Source organism: Nocardia vaccinii NBRC 15922 (assembly GCF_001613305.1).
GTDB classification, from domain to species: Bacteria; Actinomycetota; Actinomycetes; order Mycobacteriales; family Mycobacteriaceae; genus Nocardia; species Nocardia vaccinii.
Genome location: NZ_BDCC01000086.1, coordinates 1 through 14,792, shown reverse-complemented (window position 1 = coordinate 14,792; position 14,792 = coordinate 1). Strand labels below are relative to the sequence as shown.

The window sequence follows — 14,792 nt, the reverse complement described above, 5'->3', positions numbered from 1 at the left end:
TCAGGAGGTCAGCCGGTATTCCTCGGCGGATCGCGCCAGCGCCATACCGTGCCCGATGCCGGATGCTTCCGCAGCGCGCGGCGGGAGCATTCCGGCCACGACCTCCGGGACGCCGTCGACCAGAAGCGGTTCCAGGCGCACGTGGTCGGCGAACCATTCCACATGGCGCAGATTGGGTATCGCGGCGACCAGCGGCGCGTGCAGGGCCGGGGCACAGTGCGCCGAGACCTCCAGCCCGTGTGCCTCGGCCAGGGCCGCGCATTCGCGAAAACCGCTGTAGCCGCCGCAGCGGGTGACGTCCAATTGCAGGCAGTCGACCACGTCGACCAGGTCCGCGGCGTCGTACCGGTCGTAGATGTACTCCCCGGCGGCGACCTCGCAGCGCACCGTGCCGCGGACCTGTTGTAGTCCGCGCGGGTTGTCGCTGGTGACCGGCTCCTCGAACCAGACGACGCCCAGCCGGTCCAGTTCGGACCCGATCTCGCGCGCCTGCTCGATCGTGTACGCGCCGTTGGCATCGACCATCAGGTGCGCGTCGTCGCCGATCAGTCTCGCGGCCAGTGCGGTTCGCCGCAGGTCGCGATCGACCGCCTGCCCCCGGTCCTGGCCGATCTTGATCTTCATCGCGCCGCATCCCGCCGCCCGCCATCCGGCGATCTGCGCGGCGAGCCGGTCGTCGTCGAGCGTGGTGAAACCGCCGGACCCGTAGACCGGAGTGGCCGGACGCACCGGACCGAACAGGATCGACAGCGGTGTGCGCAGCAGCCGGGCCTGCAGATCCCACAGCGCGATGTCGACCGCGCTGAGTGCGTGCGCGACCACCGAACCGGTGCCGATGTTGCGGCAGGCGCGCAGCAGCGCCGTGCGCGCGCCGTCGATATCGAAGGGGGAGCGGCCGTGCAGCACCGGAGCCAGATCGTTGGCCACGACGGCGGCCGTCGACGCGCTGGTGTAACTCCAGCCCAGGCCCTGCTCCCCGCCCGCCCGGATCGTGACGACAACGGCGGTGGTGGCATCCCAGCTCAGCGTGCCGTCGGCCTCCGGTTCGGGGGTGGGGAACGTGTACGCGGTCGCGGTGACCGGGCCTTCGATGCGAATGTCCGTGGCGGTCACGGTTTTTCCCTCCTGATCGCCTCGGCCAGGAGTTCGGCGCTGTGGCGCGGTTCGGAGCCGGGCAGCAGATGCCGGAGCTGGGTGCGACAGCTGAAGCCGTCGGCCAGGACGAGGGTGCCGGGGTCGCGGTCGCGCACGGCCGGGACGAGCGCGTCCTCGGCGCAGGCGACCGATACCTCGTAGTGTCCGCGTTCGAAGCCGAAATTGCCTGCCAGCCCGCAACATCCGGCATCCAGGACCTGCACCTCGTCGCAGACGTCCGCGAGCAGCGCGCGGTCGCGGTCGTACTTCATGATCGCGTGGTGGTGGCAGTGTGGTTGCGCCAGAACCTTTTCCGAGAGGCCGGGTGGGCGCCAGCCCGGTGCCCGCTCGGCCAGTAGTTCGGCCAGGGTGCGAGTCTGCCCGGCCAGCCGGTGCGCATCCTCGTCCCCGTGCAGGAGTTCGGGCAGGTCCGAGCGGAACACCGCGGCGCAGCTCGGTTCGAGAACCACGATCGGGGTTCCGGCGCGCAACTGCGGCTCCAGGATTCGCAGCGTCCGGCGCAGCACCCGCTCGGCCGTGGGCAGCTGGCCGGTGGAGATCCAGGTGAGTCCGCAGCACACGCTCCGGTTCGGGATCTCGACGGCGAATCCGGCGGCCTCGAGCACCGCGACGGCCGCGTCCGCGATCGCGGGTTCGAAATTGTTGCTGAAGGTGTCCGGCCACAGCAGTACGGTGCCGTTCGGGGCGGAGTCGGAAGTTACTCGGGGGCTGAAGGTTTCGGTGAATCGTTCGGTCGCGAACCGGGGCAGTTCGCGGCGCGGGTCGATCCCGCCCGCACGGGCGAGCAGCCGCCCCAGACCTCTTGCGTGGGTGACGGCGTTGGCCAGCGGCGCGATCGCGGTGCCCAACCGGGCCCACAGCGGAATCCACCCCATCGAATAGTGCGCCATCGGCCGCAGCCGCCGGCTGTAGTGGTGCGAGAGGAATTCGGCCTTGTAGGTGGCCATATCGACGTTCACCGGGCAGTCGCTGCGACATCCCTTGCAGGACAGGCACAGATCCAGTGCGTCGAGCACCTCGCCGGATCGCCAGCCGTCGGTGATGACATCGCCGTTCATCATCTCGAACAGGATGCGCGAGCGGCCCCGGGTGGAGTGCTCCTCCTCCCTGGTCGCCCGATAACTCGGGCACATCACCCCGCCGTGCTCGCCGCGGCATTTGCCCACGCCCACACAGCGATTGGCGGCGATGCTGAATCGGTCATCGTCCTCGGGGAAGGAGAAATGGGTTGCCGGATCCCACGGGCGGTAGTCGACGCCCTGCCGCAGATCGCCGTCGAGCGGAAGGGGATCGACGATCTTGCCCGGATTCATCCGGTTGTGCGGATCGAACAGCGCTTTGACCTCACCGAACGCGGTGACGACGCGGTCGCCGAACATGATCGGCAACAACTCGGCGCGGGACTGCCCGTCGCCGTGCTCGCCGGACAGCGATCCGCCGTATCCGGCCACCAGATGTGCCGCGGCCTCGGCGAATCGGCGGTAGTTCGCGATTCCCTCGGCGGTGCGCAGATCGAACGGGATGCGGGTATGTACACAGCCGTGCCCGAAATGCCCGTAGAGCGAACTGGATTGGTAGCCGAAGCTGGTCAGCAGACGGTCGAAATCGCGCAGATAATCGCCCAGGCGTTCGGGCGGTACCGCGGCGTCCTCCCAGCCCTCGTGCGTCTCCGGGCCGTCGGGGGGATAGGCGGTGGCGCCGAGGCCGGCCTCGCGCGCGGCCCAGATCTCCGCCTCCCGCATCGGATCGTCGAGCAGGGTCGAATCCGCGCCGGTTCGCTCGTGCAGGTCCTCGACCATCGCGTGCGCCTTGCGGTCGGCCTCGTCCTGGTCGTCGGCGTCGAATTGCGCCATGAGCCAGGCATTTCCGTCCGGCAGCTGCTGTATCGCCTTTTCCGCGAGGTGTTTGCTGTGCTCGAGTTGTACCAGGCGGTGATCGAGGCCCTCGAGCGCCGCCGGCTGATGCCGCAGCACGTCCGGAACGGCGTCCGCGGCGGCGTACACGTCCTCGAAGCCCAGTACGACCAGGGCCTTCGCCGCAGGGATGGGGACCAGGGAGATCTCCGCGCGCAGCACCGTCGCCAGGGTGCTCTCGGTGCCGACCAACAGCGTGGCCAGGTCGAATCCGTTCTCCGGCAACAGCGCGTCGAGGTTGTATCCGGACACCCGCCGGGGGATGTGCGGATACGCCTTGCGAATATCGTCTCCGTAGCGTTCGGCGATCGCGCGCAAGCCGGATACCAGGGTATCGAGGCGGTCGTCCGATCCCGATGCGTCCGGCGCGCCGGAACCCACCCAGGTGCGGATACCGCCGTAGGTCACGATCTCCAGCCGCCGTACCGAATCGGCCATCTTGCCGTACGCCTGGGCGGTGGATCCGCAGGAGTTGTTGCCGATCATTCCGCCGATCGTGCAACTGACGTGGGTGGAGGGTTTGGGGCCGACCATCAACCCCGTCGGCTCGAGTTCCCGGTTCAGCCGGTCCAGCGCGATGCCCGGCTGCACGACCGCCAGCCGTGCCTCGGCGTCGACCGAGATCACGTTGTTGCAGTACTTGGTCCAATCGATCACCACAGCGGTGTTGCAGCACTGCCCGGCCAGGCTCGTGCCGCCGCCGCGCGAGAGCACCGGCACGTCGTGCTCCCGGCAGATCGCCACCGTTTCGGCGGCATCCTCGGGTGTGCGGGGCACGACCACGCCCAGCGGCACCGCGCGGTAGTTCGAGGCGTCGGTGGAATAGGTGGCCCGTGTTCCCGAATCGAATCGGACCTCGCCGTCGACCCGCTCGGCCAGCGCCTCCCGCAGGGCCTGGAGCGGCCACGGCGCGTGCCGGGATCGGGAGTGAGTCACAGAGTCGGACGCTGTCATGTCGGGCGGACCTTCCTGTCGACGGCACATAGGTGATGCGGCGCGACTACCCGCGCGAGGGGATCGCACACGCGGCGATTGAGGCGCGTCCGCCCGGGTATCCGGCCGCCGAAGCGGCGATGCCGCCGCAGCGAACGGACGACACGGACAGGAGCGAACATGGTTCAACTGGTTGGCGACTACGTCTTGCAGCGCTTGCGGGAATGGGGCGTAAAGCAGGTCTTCGGATATCCCGGTGACGGCATCAACGGCCTGATCGCCGCCTTCGGCCGGGCGGACAACAAGCCGGAGTTCGTCCAGTCGCGCCACGAGGAGATGTCCGCGTTCCAGGCGGTCGGCTACGCGAAGTTCAGCGGCGAGGTCGGGGTCTGCGCGGCGACGTCGGGCCCGGGTGCGATCCATCTGCTCACCGGCCTCTACGACGCCAAACTCGACCACGTGCCGGTGGTGGCGATCATCGGGCAGACCGCGCGCAGCGCCATGGGCGGCAACTATCAGCAGGAAGTGGACCTGCAGTCGCTGTACAAGGATGTGGCCAGCGATTATCTGGTCGAGGTGAACGTACCCAGCCAGCTGCCCAACGCGTTGGACCGCGCCTTCCGCATCGCCCGCACGCGGCGCGCGCCGACCGCGGTGATCATCCCGTCGGATCTGCAGGAGGAGCGGTACGAGGCGCCGACGCACGAGTTCAAGCAGGTGCCGTCGAGCCCTCCGGCCAAGACCGATGTCCGGGTGATGCCCGATGCCGAGGACATCCGCCGGGCGGCGGAGATCATCGAGTCCGGATCGCGGGTGGCGATCCTGGCCGGCCAGGGTGCGCGCGGAGCCGCCGCCGAACTGACCGAACTGGCCGAGATCACCGGGGCAGGCGTCGCCAAGGCGCTGCTGGGCAAGGATGTCCTCTCCGACGAGCTGCCCTTCGTCACCGGTGCGATCGGCCTGCTGGGCACGCGGCCGAGTTACGAACTCATGCGCGACTGCGACACCCTGCTGATCGTCGGCTCGAATCTGCCCTACGCACAGTTCTTCCCGGAGTTCGGCCAGGCCCGTGCGGTGCAGATCGATATCGACGGAGCCATGATCGGGATGCGCTATCCCACCGAGGTCAATCTGGTCGGAGACGCGAAAGCGACGCTGGCGGAACTGATTCCGCTGCTGACCCGCAAGGCCGACCGCACCTGGCGGGACAAGATCGAGGCCGGTGTGGCGCGCTGGTGGGAGACGATCGAACGTCAGTCGATGCTCGCCGCGAAACCGGTGAACCCGATGCGGGTGGTATGGGAACTGTCCCAGCGCATTCCGGACAACGCGATCATCACCGCCGACTCCGGATCGTCCACCAACTGGTACGCCCGTTGTCTGCGGATGCGCGGCACCATGCGCGGCTCGCTGTCCGGGACGCTGGCGACCATGGGGCCCGGAGTGCCGTACGCGATCGGCGCGAAGTTCGCCCATCCCGAGCGTCCGGCGATCGCGCTGGTCGGCGACGGGGCGATGCAGATGAACGGGTTGGCCGAGCTGATGACCATCGCGCGGTACCAGCACCTGTGGAGCGATCCCCGGCTCATCGTGTGCGTCTTCCACAACAACGATCTGAACCAGGTCACCTGGGAGTTGCGGGCGATGAGCGGGTCGCCGAAATTCGAAGAATCCCAATCACTTCCGGACATCTCGTACGCCGACGTCGCCCGCTCGTTCGGGCTGGCCGCCGTCGCCGTCGACGATCCGGACGATATCGCCGGCGCCTGGGAGCAGGCGCTGCGCGCCGACCGTCCGACGGTTCTGGACGTGCGCTGTGATCCGGAGATGCCGCCGATCCCGCCGCACGCGACCTGGGAGCAGATGAAGTCCACCGCCGAATCGGTGCTGCACGGCGACCCCGAGGCCTGGCACATGATCACGCAGGGCGTGAAAACCAAAGCGCAGGAATTCATTCCGAGCGGTCGTAGCTGAGCTGTCCACCCAGCGAGGAGCTCCACATGCAGGACGAGGCCGAACAGGACGTCGTCGATGTGCTGACCGCACAGCACGAGCAGATCGCTACTCTGCTCGGGCAGATCCGCGGTGAGCGCGAGGACCGGCGGCAACTGTTCCACGATTTGGTACGCCTGCTGGCCGTGCACGAGAGTGCCGAGGAGGAGGTGGTGCACCGAGCGGCGCGGCGTGCCGCGTTCGGCGTCGACGATATGGTGAAAACCCGTCTGGCAGAAGAGCACCGAGCCAAACGTCAGCTCGCGGATCTGTGCGATATGGGCGTGGACGATCCCGGATTCGGGCCCCGCTTCGCGCAATTCGCCGATGCTGTCGCCGAGCACGCCGCTCGTGAGGAGGCCGAGGAGTTCACCCTGCTGCGCGAGCAGTTCTCGCAGACCCAGCTGTACCGGATGGCCGATACGGTGCGGTTCGCAGAGGCGATCGCGCCGACGCGTCCGCACCCGAGGACAGGGGAGTCCTCCCTGGCGAACGCCCTGATAGGGCCGCCGTTCGCGATCTTCGACCGGGTCACGGACGCCATTCGCAAGCGGCGGGAAGGCGGAAGCGGATGAGCGAGCCGGCCTCCGGGGCGCGCACCGGGACAGCCGTCGAGGCGATCGCGTGGTGGGTCGCCTGCGTCGTGATCTGGCAGACCACGGTAACGACTCCCGGTTGGCAGGAATGGGCGGCAGCGGGGATACTCGCAATTCCGGTGGCCGCCTGCGCACGTCCCGCGCGGCGCGCGGCGCGCGGGACGTGGCGGCTTCCCGCCGGTTCGGCCCGGACCGCGGGGCGCCTGATTCCCGCGATCATCGGCGATAGCGCCGGTGCGCTGTGGCTCGCGGTGAGCCGGCGCGGATCGGGCGGCGAATTCACCGATCTGCCACTGCCTTTCGAACGTTCACCGGCCCTTCGCGGCGGTCGCGAGGCCGTCGCCACGGTGCTGACCTGCGCCACCCCCGGTGCGGTGGTGGTCGGCTCCGATCCGGGGCGCCAACGTCTGCTGGTGCACCAGATGCCGCTGCGGCCGACCGCGATGGCCCGGCGAATACGCCGGGGCTCCTCGCCGGGAGATCGCCGATGAGCCGGGAAATCTGGTTGCTCGCCGGCGCGGTGCTGTTGATCGGCGCGGTCGGACCCGGCCTGGTGATGACCGCGCGTTCGGCTGCCGCGCACCGGCTGATCGGACTGCAACTGATCAGCTCGGAGGTGACCTTGGCCCTGATCGCCGTCAGCCTGGGCGTGGGCCGCCCGGATTATCTGGTCGTGCCGTTCGTGCTGGCTCTGCTGTCCTTCGCCGGGACGCTGGTTTACGCGCGCCTGATCGGAGCGTCCGGTGACTAGCGTCGTGCACTGGGCCGCGGCCGGCGCGCTCGGCCTGTCGGCGCTCGGTGCGGTGTGCGCGTCGCTGGCGGCGGTATGGGTGCGGGACGCGCCCACCCGGCTGCACTATCCGGGCATCGTCGGCTCGGTCAGCGGCCCGCTGCTGGCCGTGGCCGTCCTGCTCGACGCCGGACCCGGAATGACTGCATTGACGGTAGTCGCGACCGTGGTCCTGCTGGCATTCACCGGCACGGTTCTCACAGCGGCGATCGGAAAGCTCAACGCACTCCGTGCGGTGCGTTCCGCGGGCGGGCCCGGCGAGGAGGAGAAATCAGCATTCTGCTCATGGTCTCGCTGATCCTGGTGGCGGTGGCCGGGACGATCGTGGTCTGCACCGATGGTCCACAGCGACAAGCGGTTTCGCTGGCGGTGTACGGCGTCCTGCTCGCGCCCGCGTTCATGTTGCTCGGCGCGCCGGATGTGGCGTTGTCACAGATCGCGGTGGGTTCGGCGGTGGTTCCGCTGATGGTTCTGCTCACCGTTCGCGTGGTGCGGCGGCAACGTCGATGAGTACGGCGTGGCGATGGGTGGTCTTTCTGGTCGGCGCCGCGGGCGTGGTGGCGGCGCTGCTGATCGCGGTCTGGCATCTGCCCGCGTTCGGCGCGGACACCCATCCGTACCGGGACGCCGCCGTTGCCGCGGCGCTGCGGCAGAACTCGCCGAATGCGGTGTCCTCCATCAACTTCGATCAGCGTGGTCTGGACACCCTCGGTGAGGAGGGCATCCTCGTCGCCGCCGTTGTCGGCGCGGCCACGCTGTTGCGCGAGGCCACGCCGCCGCGCCCGGAAAGGACCCGCCGCAGACCCGGGTTGCTCGCCGCGACGGCGGCGGCCGGTTACCTGATGCTGCCCATCACGGTGGTGATCGGCGCGGACGTCGTCGTGCACGGCCATCTGACCCCCGGTGGCGGGTTCCAGGGCGGCGTCGTGCTCGCGACCGGCATCCACCTGCTGTACATCGCCGGTGACTACGAGGCATTGCGGCGCGTTCGCCCGCTGAACTGGTATGAATTCGGGGAGGCGGGCGGTCTGGGCGCGGTGGTCGCACTCGGAGTCGCCGGACTGGTCACCGGGTCGGGGTTCCTGGCCAATTTCCTGCCGGCCGGCCGGGCCGGACAGTTGCTGTCGGCCGGGACCGTGCCGGTGTACAGCTGTGCTGTCGGCATCGCGGTCGGCAGCGGTGTGGTGGTACTGCTGGCCCAATTCCTCGACCAGCACGAATCGGCTGGAAAGGACAGTGCGTGAACGTGTTTCCGTACGTGGTGGCCGTGTGGCTGCTGCTGGTCGGCATGGCCGGGGTGGTGCGCAGCCGCCATCTCGTGCACACGGTCGTATGCGTGTCCATCGCCCAATCGAGCACCTACGTGCTGTTGCTGGCGGTCGGCTACCAGAAAGGCGGCACGGCACCGATTTTCGGCTCCGCGAATCCGCCTGGGTCGCGGGTGGTGGACCCGGTCGTGCAGGCGATGGCGTTGACCGACATCGTCGTCTCGGCGACGGTCACCGCACTCCTGCTGGCCCTGGTGATCCAGGTCGCGAAACGGCACGGCACCGTGGTTCCCGACGAACTACACGCGCTGCGCGGCTGATGCTCGCCTGGAATACGCTGCCGCCCTTGGTGATCGCCGTGCCCATCGGCGGCGCGTGCCTGCTGCTCGCACTCGGGCGGCACCTCTCGCGTCGCGTGATCGACGGTATCGCGCTGGCGGTGGCCGCGGTGGGCGCGGTGGCCGCGGGCGCGCTGCTGTACGCCACCGGCCAGGGCACCGTGGTGACATGGGCGGGCGGCTGGCGGCCGGGGGCGCATTTCGCGGTCGGCATCGTGCTGGCCGCCGATCGGCTCGGCGCCGGCGCCGCGCTGCTGGTGGCGGTGCTGACCGTGCTCGCACTGCTGTTCGGGTGGCACTACTTCGATGATCTGCACGCCCATTATCCGGCCCTGCTCCTGCTGTTCACCGCGGGCATGAGCGGATTCGCGCTCACCGGCGACCTGTTCGACATGTTCGTATTCTTCGAGCTGATGAGCGCCGCGGCCTACGCCCTGACCGGCCTGAAGAACGAGGAACCCGAATCGGTCCAGGGCGCACTGAATTTCGGTGTGATCAACTCGCTGGGCGCCTATCTGTGCCTGTTCGGCATCGGCCTGCTCTACGCCCGCACCGGACAATTGGGGCTGCCTCAACTGGGGTCGGAACTGGCGGGCCACGGGCGAAACGTCGTGGTACTCATCGGCTTCGCGCTCGTCGTCACGGGCTGGCTGGTCAAGGCCGCGGTGGTGCCGTTCCATTTCTGGCTGGCCGACGCGCACGCCGTCGCGCCCGCACCGGTTTGCCTGCTGTTCTCCGGTGTGATGGCGCCGCTGGGCATCTACGGTCTGGCGAGGCTGTACTGGTCGACGTTCCGCGGTGTGCTCGCACCGGCCGCCGCGCATCGGATGATGCTGGTGCTCGCGGTGGTGACCGCGGTACTCGGCGCGGTGATGTGCCTGCTACAGCGGCATCTCAAACGTATGCTCGCCTATTCGACGATCGCGCACATCGGCCTGTTTCTGCTCGGTCTCGCCGCGTCGACACCGGCGGGTGTGGCCGCGGCCGCGCTGTACCTGGCCGGACACGCGGCGGTGAAGGGCGCGTTGTTCCTGCTGACCGGAATCATCTTGTCGCAGTATCGATCTCTGGACGAATACGGCCTGTTCGGCCGCGCCCGCCGCCACCGCGGAACCGGGTTGCTATATCTGGCGGCGGGCTTGATGCTGTCCGGATTGCCGCTGAGCGGCGTGGGACTCGGCAAGGCGCTGCTCGAGGAGTCCACCGACTCGACCACGCTCACGGTGACGGTGGTCGTCGTCTCCGCGCTCACCGGCGCGGCCGTGCTGCGCGCCGGATCGCGGGTCTTCTTCGGCGTGGGCGGACGCCCCGCCGATGCGGAAACCGGTGCGGAGTCCACCGGCGCGCACGAACAACCCGACACCACGCCCGTCGGGCGCCCACCCGCGACGATGCTCGGCGCGGTGATCGGGTTACTGGCGATCGCGGTGGCTTCGGGGCTGCCGGTGCTCGCGCGAACCGTCGGGCCCGCCGCCGCGCAGTTCTGCGACGCGGGCGATTACCGGGCTCGCGCCCTGCACGGTATCGCCGCGGCGGCCGCGCCGACGCCGCCGCATATCGGCTGGACCTCGACCGGCTTCGGCTGGGGGCTGGTCTCCGCGGCGCTGGCCGTGGCGGTTGCCGCCTGCGCGCTCGCCTTCGGTGCGAAACCGTTGCCCCACAGGGTGTCCCGGCCCGTTCGACTGGTCACCACGGCGTTACACGGTCTGCACAGTGGCCATCCGGGTGATTACGTCGCCTGGCTGATGGTCGGGGCCGCGGTCATCGTCGGTCTGGTGACCAGCGGCTGACGGTGCGATGCCCGGCCGGTGGCGTCAGTGGGTGGTCGCCGCACCGAAGGACGCACCGGCGACCGCCGCCGAGAACGCCTCGAGGTCATCCGGATTGCGCGAGGTGATGAGCGTGCGGCCACCCTCCGAGGAATGCACCACCTGCTGATCGACCCATTGACCGCCCGCGTTGCGGATATCGGTGCGCAGCGACGGATACGAGGTGACGGTCTGCCCGTCGGCGAGACCGGCCTCGACCAGCAGCCACGGGCCGTGGCAGATGGCCGCGACCGGTTTACCCGCGTCCGCGAAGGCGCGAACCAGTTCCACGGCGCGGGGCTCCTGACGCAGCTTGTCCGCGTTCACGGTCCCGCCGGGAATGACGACGGCGTCGTAGTCGGCGGCGGAGACCGAGTCGAGGTCGTTGTCCGGCTCGACGGTCACATCCTTCTCGGTGTCGTGGACGAAGGTCTGCACCGCGCTCTTCTCCGGAGCGGCGTGCACCGCGCGGGCGCCCCGTTCGCGAAGCCGGTCCAGCGGCACCAGCAGCTCGTCCCGCTCGACGCCGGTATTCGATGTGATGACCAGGATGTTCGGTGTACCGAGTTGTGATCCCTGCATCGTGCCCTCCTCGACATTTCGCTGCTCGTGCGGCATGACTCGGTGTGCGGCTACCCGCGAGACCCATCCGAAAACCGGTCTTCGCGACCCGGTGGCAGTCGTGCTGTCGATCGGCATCCCAGCCGGAATCGAACCGGGTCGCGGGGCTGCCGAGGACCGGGGACCGCTACCAGGGGCCCGCGCCGTGGCTGGGTCGCCGGCGATAGTTCACCGACGGCCCGAGGCATCGATTGTCAGACTCCTGGAGCTGGAACATAGGTGTAGGAGATGCCGTTACTGGTTCCGCCCGGCGTGGTGACGGTCACCTGCACCGTCCCGGTTCCAGCAGGGCTGGTGGCCACTGTCTGGGTATCGGAGATGCCGACGAACGCAGCCGGTGCGGTGCCGAAGCTCACCTCGGTGGTGAACGCGAAGTTCGTGCCTGTGAGCGTCACCGAATCTCCGCCGGTTTCGGGCCCGCTGTTCGGAACCACGGAGGTCAGGGTCGGAACCGGAAGGTAGGTGAAGAAGACGTTGTTACTGGTTCCGCCCGGGGTGGTGACGGTGACCTCCGCCAATCCGGTCCCGGCCGGGCTCATGGCCGTGATCTGGGTATCCGAGTCGACGGTGAACGAAGCCGCCGGTGTGGCGCCGAAGTCGACCGCGGTGGCTCCGGTCAGATCTGTTCCGGTCAGCACGACTGTTGTCCCACCGGCTTCGGGTCCCAGATCCGGGGCACCCGTGAGCAAGGTGGGGACGTTGACGTAGGTGTAACCCAGACCGTTGCTGGTCCCCCCGCCGGTGGTGACGGTGACCTGCACCGTCCCGGCCACACCCGCGGGTGCGACGGCGGTGATCCGGGTGGCCGAGTCGACCGTGAACGAAATCGCCGATGTGCCACCGAAATTCACTCCGGTCGCGCCGGTCAGTGCCGTGCCGGTGAGCACGACGGTGGTTCCACCGGTCACCGGTCCCGCGTTCGGGGAGATCGTGGTGAGGACGGGCACGGCGATGTAGGTGTAGGCGACACCGTTGCTCGTGCCGCCCGCTGTGGTGACGGTGACCTGCACCGTTCCGGCCGTCCCCGCGGGGGTGAGTGCGGTGATCCGGGTGTCGGAGTCGGCGGTGAACAAGGTCGCCGGTGTGGCGCCGAAGTGGACCGCGGTGGCCCCGGTCAGTCCCGTCCCGGTGAGCACAACCACCGTCCCACCGCCTGCCGGTCCCGCGTTCGGGGAGATTGTGGTGAGGGCGGGCACGGCGATGTAGGTGTAGGCGACACCGTTGCTCGTGCCGCCCGCTGTGGTGACGGTGACCAGCACCGTCCCCGTCCCGGTCGGGGCGACGGCGGTGATCCGCGTGTCGGAGTCGACGGTGAACGAAGTCGCCGGTGCGCCATCGAAATTCAGCGCGGTGGCGCCGGTCAATCCCGTCCCGGTGAGCACCACCGTGTTTGCGCCGGTCACCGGGCCTGCGTTCGGAACCACTGTGGTGAGCGTGGGCGCCGCGGTGTAGACGAAGGTGACGCCGTTGCTGGTTCCGCCCGGCGTCGTGACGGTGACCTGCACCGTCCCTGCGGTACCCGGGGGAACGAGGGCGGTGATCCGGCTATCGGAGTCGACGACGAACAGAATCGACGGGTTCGCCCCGAAGTCGACCGCCGTCGCTCCGGTCAGTCCCGTCCCGGTGAGCACAACCACCGTGTCGCCGGTGACAGGTCCCGAGTTCGGAACCACTGACGTGAGGGCAGGGACCGGCACATACGTATAGGCGACGCCGTTGCTCGTTCCACCGACGGTAGTGACAGTGACCTGAGCAATGCCGGCCGCGTGGGCCGGGGCGACGGCGGTGATCCGGGTGGCGGAGTCGACCGTGAACGAGGTCGCCGGTGTGCCATCGAAACTCACCGCTGTCGCCCCGGTCAGATTCGTTCCGGTGAGTACGACCGTGATTCCGCCCGCCACCGATCCGGATGTCGGGGTGAGGCTCGTCAGGGTGGGGACCGCGACATAGGTGTAGGCGCCGCCGTTGCTGGTCCCGCCAGCGGTGGTGACCGTGACCAGAACGGTCCCGGCTGTCCCGGCGGGGGCCACGGCGGTGATCTGGGTGGGGGAGTCGACTGTGAACGAGGTCGCCGGTGTCCCACCGAAATTGACTGCGGTCGCGCCGGTCAGGTCTGTGCCGGTGAGTACGACCGTGGTCCCGCCGGTCACCGATCCGACATTCGGCACGATTGCCGTGAGGGTCGGCACCGCGACATACGTGAACGCGACACCGTTGCTGGTCCCACCAGCGGTGGTGACCGTGACCTGCACCGTCCCGGCTATTCCGGCGGGGGCGACCGCGGTGATCTGGGTGGCGGAGTCGACGGTGAACGAAGTCGCCGGTGTCCCACCGAAACTCACCGCTGTCGCGCCGGTGAGGTTCGTGCCGGTGAGTACCACGGTCGTCCCGCCGGTCACCGGACCGACGTTCGGTACCACCGTGATCAGAGTGGGGACTGCGACGTAGGTGTAGGCGACGCCGTTGCTGGTCCCGCCTGCGGTGGTGACAGTGATCAGAACGGTCCCTGCCGTTCCGGCGGGGGCGACGGCGGTGATTTTGGTGGCGGAGTCGACGGTGAACGAGGTTGCCGGTGTGCCACCGAAACTCACCGCTGTGGCCCCGGTGAGGGCCGTGCCGGTCAATACGACCGTGGTCCCACCGGTTACCGAGCCGACATTCGGTACCGCCGCAATCAAAGTCGGGACTGCGATATAGGTGTAGGCGACACCGTTGCTGGTTCCACCTGCCGTGGTGACAGTGACCTGCACGGTCCCGGCTGTTCCGGCGGGGGCGACCGCGGTGATCTGGGTGGCGGAGTCGACGGTGAACGAAGTCGCCGGCGTGGCACCGAAACTCACCGCTGTCGCCCCGGTCAGGTTCGTGCCGGTGAGTACGACGGTCGTTCCACCGGCGACCGATCCCGCGTTGGGAACGACCGTGGACAGGGTAGGCACCGCGACATAGGTGAACGCGACGCCGTTGCTGGTCCCGCCAGCGGTGGTGACAGTGACCAGGACGGTCCCTACCGTTCCGGCGGGGGCGACCGCGGTGATCTGAGTGGCGGAGTCGACCGTGAACGAAGTTGCCGGTGTGCCACCGAAACTCACCGCCGTTGCCCCGGTGAGGTTCGTGCCGGTGAGTACCACGGTCGTCCCGCCAATCACCGACCCGACATTCGGCACGACTGCCGTGAGGGTCGGCACCGCGACATACGTGAACGCGACACCGTTGCTTGTTCCACCCGCGGTGGTGACAGTGACCTGGACGGTCCCGGCCGCGTGGGCGGGGGCGACGGCGGTGATTTGGGTGGCGGAGTCGACGGTGAACGAGGTCGCTGGTGTGCCACCGAAACTCACTGCGGTGGCGCCGGTCAGGTTCGTGCCGGTCAGTACGACC

General features: G+C 68.8%; 13 protein-coding genes. 9 read left to right on the top strand and 4 right to left on the bottom strand.

Going from position 1 to position 14,792, the window contains the following annotated elements:
* A complete protein-coding gene (locus NV1_RS39220) occupies positions 1-1,113 on the bottom strand; it encodes an enolase C-terminal domain-like protein (protein ID WP_067903877.1) in 1,113 nt (370 codons plus the stop codon).
* Positions 1,110-4,022, bottom strand: a complete 2,913-nt coding sequence (locus NV1_RS39215) for an FAD-binding and (Fe-S)-binding domain-containing protein (protein ID WP_084526565.1) — start codon at positions 4,020-4,022, stop codon at positions 1,110-1,112. Before NV1_RS39215 ends, NV1_RS39220 begins: the two co-directional genes overlap by 4 nt.
* Positions 4,023-4,181: 159 nt before the next feature.
* Here NV1_RS39215 and NV1_RS39210 point away from each other — a divergent pair, with 159 nt between their 5' ends.
* From NV1_RS39210 to NV1_RS39170, 9 genes are read left to right on the top strand one after another with little or no spacing between them, the layout of a single operon-like run.
* On the top strand, positions 4,182-5,975 hold the full coding sequence (locus NV1_RS39210; protein ID WP_067903875.1) for a thiamine pyrophosphate-requiring protein: 1,794 nt from the start codon (positions 4,182-4,184) through the stop codon (positions 5,973-5,975).
* Positions 5,976-6,001: 26 nt separating this feature from the next.
* Positions 6,002-6,568 carry a hemerythrin domain-containing protein gene (locus tag NV1_RS39205; protein WP_067903872.1) on the top strand — a complete coding sequence of 189 codons (567 nt, stop codon included), beginning with the start codon at positions 6,002-6,004 and terminating at the stop codon, positions 6,566-6,568.
* Positions 6,565-7,080, top strand: coding sequence for a Na+/H+ antiporter subunit E (locus NV1_RS39200; RefSeq protein ID WP_067903870.1), 516 nt, complete (start codon positions 6,565-6,567; stop codon positions 7,078-7,080). The genes NV1_RS39205 and NV1_RS39200 overlap by 4 nt, the downstream gene beginning before the upstream one ends.
* Positions 7,077-7,340 carry an MrpF/PhaF family protein gene (locus NV1_RS39195; RefSeq protein WP_067903867.1) on the top strand — a complete coding sequence of 88 codons (264 nt, stop codon included), beginning with the start codon at positions 7,077-7,079 and terminating at the stop codon, positions 7,338-7,340. The genes NV1_RS39200 and NV1_RS39195 overlap by 4 nt, the downstream gene beginning before the upstream one ends.
* Positions 7,333-7,677, top strand: a complete 345-nt coding sequence (locus NV1_RS39190; RefSeq protein WP_157117680.1) for a monovalent cation/H(+) antiporter subunit G — start codon at positions 7,333-7,335, stop codon at positions 7,675-7,677. Before NV1_RS39195 ends, NV1_RS39190 begins: the two co-directional genes overlap by 8 nt.
* A complete protein-coding gene (locus NV1_RS39185) occupies positions 7,665-7,889 on the top strand; it encodes a hydrogenase subunit MbhD domain-containing protein (RefSeq protein ID WP_067903861.1) in 225 nt (74 codons plus the stop codon). The genes NV1_RS39190 and NV1_RS39185 overlap by 13 nt, the downstream gene beginning before the upstream one ends.
* A complete protein-coding gene (locus tag NV1_RS39180; RefSeq protein ID WP_067903858.1) occupies positions 7,886-8,623 on the top strand; it encodes an MnhB domain-containing protein in 738 nt (245 codons plus the stop codon). Before NV1_RS39185 ends, NV1_RS39180 begins: the two co-directional genes overlap by 4 nt.
* A complete protein-coding gene (locus tag NV1_RS39175) occupies positions 8,620-8,967 on the top strand; it encodes a sodium:proton antiporter (RefSeq protein WP_067903855.1) in 348 nt (115 codons plus the stop codon). Before NV1_RS39180 ends, NV1_RS39175 begins: the two co-directional genes overlap by 4 nt.
* Positions 8,968-8,996: 29 nt before the next feature.
* Positions 8,997-10,775, top strand: a complete 1,779-nt coding sequence (locus tag NV1_RS39170) for a complex I subunit 5 family protein (protein ID WP_245714165.1) — start codon at positions 8,997-8,999, stop codon at positions 10,773-10,775.
* A 24-nt stretch (positions 10,776-10,799) separates the two neighbouring features.
* On the opposite strand, the gene NV1_RS39165 is transcribed toward NV1_RS39170, so the two are convergent.
* Together NV1_RS39165 and NV1_RS39160 are read right to left on the bottom strand one after the other, a co-directional pair.
* Positions 10,800-11,375 carry a type 1 glutamine amidotransferase domain-containing protein gene (locus NV1_RS39165; protein ID WP_067903950.1) on the bottom strand — a complete coding sequence of 192 codons (576 nt, stop codon included), beginning with the start codon at positions 11,373-11,375 and terminating at the stop codon, positions 10,800-10,802.
* A gap of 233 nt (positions 11,376-11,608) precedes the next feature.
* A partial coding sequence (locus NV1_RS39160) for a beta strand repeat-containing protein (protein WP_174557531.1) occupies positions 11,609-14,792 on the bottom strand: 3,184 nt, incomplete at its 5' end.

What these genes read in the sequence shown, in the direction of transcription:
- NV1_RS39215 (WP_084526565.1), bottom strand. Translation starts at nt 4,022, where the DNA reads ATGACAGCGTCCGACTCTGTGACTCACTCCCGATCCCGGCACGCGCCG.
- NV1_RS39210 (WP_067903875.1), top strand. Translation starts at nt 4,182, where the DNA reads ATGGTTCAACTGGTTGGCGACTACGTCTTGCAGCGCTTGCGGGAATGG.
- NV1_RS39205 (WP_067903872.1), top strand. Translation starts at nt 6,002, where the DNA reads ATGCAGGACGAGGCCGAACAGGACGTCGTCGATGTGCTGACCGCACAG.
- NV1_RS39200 (WP_067903870.1), top strand. Translation starts at nt 6,565, where the DNA reads ATGAGCGAGCCGGCCTCCGGGGCGCGCACCGGGACAGCCGTCGAGGCG.
- NV1_RS39195 (WP_067903867.1), top strand. Translation starts at nt 7,077, where the DNA reads ATGAGCCGGGAAATCTGGTTGCTCGCCGGCGCGGTGCTGTTGATCGGC.
- NV1_RS39185 (WP_067903861.1), top strand. Translation starts at nt 7,665, where the DNA reads ATGGTCTCGCTGATCCTGGTGGCGGTGGCCGGGACGATCGTGGTCTGC.
- NV1_RS39180 (WP_067903858.1), top strand. Translation starts at nt 7,886, where the DNA reads ATGAGTACGGCGTGGCGATGGGTGGTCTTTCTGGTCGGCGCCGCGGGC.
- NV1_RS39165 (WP_067903950.1), bottom strand. Translation starts at nt 11,375, where the DNA reads ATGCAGGGATCACAACTCGGTACACCGAACATCCTGGTCATCACATCG.